We start from the raw sequence: 3,728 nt of genomic DNA, 5'->3' as shown, positions 1-3,728 counted from the left end.
GCAGTTGCAGTTGCAGTTGCAGTTGCAGTTGCAGTTGCAGTTGCAGTTGCAGTTGCAGTTGCAGTTGCAGTTGCAGTCGCAGTCGCAGTTGCAACATCAACGCCCAGCGATCCCATCGCCACACCCAGACTCATCATCGCCCCACTCACAACGTGATCACATCCTTCAACGGCGACAACGCCGCGTACCAGATCGCCTTGCCGACCAACAGATAGATCAACAACACAATCCCCCCCGCCACCAGCCACGGCGTCAGCGGCGCCAGGCGCTCGCCCTTGCCCTCCCCGCGCTTGCGGTGCTCCGGCGCATACGCCTGCCAGAACAACTGACGGTCATCGCGATCCTGATCGCGGCTCTGCACGAAGGCATGCAACGCCATCCGCTCATGACGCAGCCGCTCGTCCCAGTGACGGCCCCGGTAATAACCCTTGAACCCCAGTTGCAACGCCAGCAGGAACACCGCCGCCAGATCGCGATGCAGGTCGTTGCGCGCACCGGCCTGGGTCTGCAACAGACGCTCCGACAACTCGAAGAAACGCCGGCCGGCGCAACGGGTATGGAACAGCTTGTATTCCAGCAACACCTGCAACCACGGCTCGCGGCCGGGCCAGTCGAGTTCCAGGATGAACACCTCGTCCGCCAGCGCCACCATCACGTAGCGCGCAATGTTGTAGGCGCGCAGATCGGCATCGGAACCGTTGTCCTTCACCCGCCGCACCTGGCTGGCGAGGATGGCGGTAAGGCGCGCGCTGACCCGCGCGGCCAACTCGGCACCGCGCGTGGGCGGCGTTTCGTCGCCCACCGCCAGCAGGCTGGGCAGCTTGCCTTCGCGCACCGCCAGCTTGATGGTCGCCACCTCCTCGTAGAACTCGGCGAACAGCCCGAGCAGGAAGTGCGCAGCGCGCGCGCGACTAGCCATGGACTTGCTCCACGGCCGCCGCACCGCCCTTCACCGGCGCGGCAGGCTGCTCGGCCTTGTTGCGGTAGAGCAGGATCGCCGCCGGCTCGCCACGATCGGCGGTGCCCAGGATCACCAGCTTCTCGCCCGGCTGGCAGGCGTTCTCCATCACACCGTTCACGTCGATTGGCTCGTTCTTCACCAGGAAGAACGCGCCACCCGGCGGCAGCTTGCGCAGCACCACCTCGGACGACGACAGCGCCTGCACCGAGGCGCCGGTCAGGCGGCGTGCCTTCAGCACCGGCATCAGCGCCTCGCGGCCGATGCGGCATTCGGTCAGCCAGCGCGCCATGTCGGTCAGCGTCTGCCCGCTGCGCGGCTTGAGTTCGATCAACACCTCGCCGGCCAGCTTGGGCAGGCGATGGCTGAAGCCGCCCTCGCCCTGGTGCAGGAACGGATCACTGTCGTAGCGGGTATCGATCAGCGCGATCTTGTCGCGGATGTACTGCATCGCCCGGTCGAACTGCGGCTTGCAGTCGACATGCTGGTAGCGATCCGGGATCGGCGGTACCGGATTGGCGCCGATCGACGCCGCCGCGCCAACCACGTGCATCAGCGTGGCGTAGAGCTGCTCCGGATGGGTGTCGCCGCTGGCGACCGCCACTTCCAGCGCCGGCAGGCCCAACGCCAGATGGCGCGCCGCCATCACCGCGCGGCGCTCGTCGCCCGCCGGCTCGTCGTGCTGCGCATCGCGCCGGTCGCTGCGATCCCCCGCCAGCGTGCGCACCTTGTTCCACAACTGCCCCGCCAGCAACCGCAACTGCGCATCCAGGCCCGCGTCGTCGAGAAAGGCGCTGCCGCCCATGCGCAGCAGCGGCGGGTGATAGTCGGTGAGCCGGATCAGGCCCTTGTCGCTACGCTCCACCTCGGCAATCGGGCAGGCCACGTAGCGCGCCGGCACCTCGTTGGCCACGATCAGCGTCAGGCGCGGGCGCAGGCGGTTGATCTCCACCGCGCCCTCGCCGGTGTTCTCGTCGGCGGCCAGTTCGCCCGCCACCGGGTCGAAGCGTTGGATCGCGCTGCCCAGCGTGGCGGCGGTATCCAGCCGTGCCGGCACCGCCAGCCATACCTTCAGCGGCCCGGCATGGTTTTCCAGCGGCTTTTTCAGATCCACCTCCAGCGCGGCATGGCCGTAGTTACCGGGGAAGATCACCGCCAGGCCGTCCGGCAGCAGGCAATCGAGCGACAGCACCGACAACGTGCCGCCCTCGATGCGCTTGGTATCCAGCCGCAGCTCGCGCAGCCCCCAGAAGTTGGGGTTGCGGCACAGCAGGCGGTGGGTCATCTGCTTGTGCCAGAAAATATCGTGCTGTTGCAGGTGCTGCGGCGACAGCAACTGGCCTTCGAACCATTGCAGCGCGTCGGGCAGGAGGATGGCGTCGGTCGTGTGTTCCATGATGTTCGTTCCTCAAGGGCGGTTATCTGCGTGCGCGCTGGTTCGCACGGGCAACGCAAGGCCCCTCGCCACAGCGCGGGCGGGGGAAGTGGAAGAAGGCGACAGACCCCGCTGCCGGCAGCCGGCCAGCGGTCCGCACCCGGTCTGGCCGGGGCGCTGTATCCAGTGATGGGGCGCGACGGCATGCGGGTTCATCAGGGGCTCCCTTCACTGGCCTGGATGTCGGCGGCCCGCAGGCGCAGCGTGGGTTTGTTGAACCAGGTGAGATCCAGCACCGGCTGGCCCTTGGCGTCGATGTAATTGGGAAAGGCATAGATCCCCACCGCGTCGCGATAGCGCTTGGGTAGCAGCACCGGGTCCACCACCGCGGCCGGCGGCAGTTGCAGCGAGACGACATCCACCTTCGGCCCGAGGGTGGCCAGCAGCGCGGTCTTCTGCGTGAACCAGTCCGGCCCGGTCTTGGGCAGCATGGCGATGCCGTTGGCGCTGTAGACCAGCACGATGTCCATGGCGGTGGCGGTGTTGTTGTTGGCGTCGGTATCGACCAGCACGCGCAGGCCGCGCAGATCGGTACGCGGCGGGTCGCCGTAGACCCATTTCTTGACGGTGCCGCAGCCGGCAAGCAGCGCCAGGCTCAGCAGCAGAGGCAGGAGCTTGTTCATTGGGCGCCTCCGGCGCGGGGCGGGATTGGGGCAACAGTGGTTGCGGCGGCGGTTGCTGCTGCAACTGCAACAGCAACAGCAACTTCTGAAAGGCTGAGCGCCTGCGGCGCGGGTTGATTGATGCCCTTAGCGGCCGGGCGGGCCGGTTCATTTCTTTTGCGTGGCCAAAAGAAACGAACCAAAGAAAAGGCCGTGCGACGCTTCGCTCTGCATGGCGCGTCGCTAAGCGGCAAGCCGCTAAGCTTTGGCGGCACCGCCATCTGCGCCCCTCCGGGGTTCCCTACGTCGGTCGCGAGCCTGGGTCTCGCTCCACTCCTCGGCGCTACGTAACGGGGGGAAAGGCCGTTGAATGCCAGCGCATATTGGAAAAGGCCAATACGGCTTGTATGCCTACGGGTATCAAAACCATCAACTTTCACCCACAGGCACTCGCACGCGTCACCCCTTCCCTTCAAGGGGAGGGGCTGGGGGTGAGGATGGGCTACCGGGTCCCCTTCAGCAGCGCCGAGCGGAAGACAAGCGGGCGGGAATTCGGCGAGGACTGTCTGAGCGAGCGCAGCGAGCGAGTTCCGCAGCCACCGCTCGATTGTCTGGAGCGAGGGCACCCCGGCTTTCCGGGGCGCGTATGCAGGGTCGCCTTTTCTTTGGTTCGTTTCTTTTGGCGAAGCAAAAGAAATGAACCGGCCCGCCCGGCCGCTAAGGGCATCAATCA

3 protein-coding genes are annotated in these 3,728 nt (G+C 66.4%); all 3 read right to left on the bottom strand.

Going from position 1 to position 3,728, the window contains the following annotated elements:
• Positions 1 to 145 precede the first annotated feature (145 nt).
• A complete protein-coding gene (locus FAZ21_RS19865) occupies positions 146 to 919 on the bottom strand; it encodes a DotU family type IV/VI secretion system protein (RefSeq protein WP_136775164.1) in 774 nt (257 codons plus the stop codon).
• Entirely contained in the window at positions 912 to 2,354 is a 1,443-nt protein-coding gene (gene tssK / locus FAZ21_RS19860; RefSeq protein ID WP_136775163.1) for a type VI secretion system baseplate subunit TssK, read from the bottom strand. Before tssK ends, FAZ21_RS19865 begins: the two co-directional genes overlap by 8 nt.
• A 194-nt stretch (positions 2,355 to 2,548) precedes the next feature.
• Positions 2,549 to 3,016 carry a hypothetical protein gene (locus FAZ21_RS19855; protein ID WP_136775162.1) on the bottom strand — a complete coding sequence of 156 codons (468 nt, stop codon included), beginning with the start codon at positions 3,014 to 3,016 and terminating at the stop codon, positions 2,549 to 2,551.
• Between the last annotated feature and the right edge of the window lie 712 nt (positions 3,017 to 3,728).

The organism is Chitiniphilus eburneus (assembly GCF_005048205.1).
Taxonomy (GTDB): Bacteria; Pseudomonadota; Gammaproteobacteria; order Burkholderiales; family Chitinibacteraceae; genus Chitiniphilus; species Chitiniphilus eburneus.
This window is presented reverse-complemented; position numbering and strand designations above follow the sequence as displayed.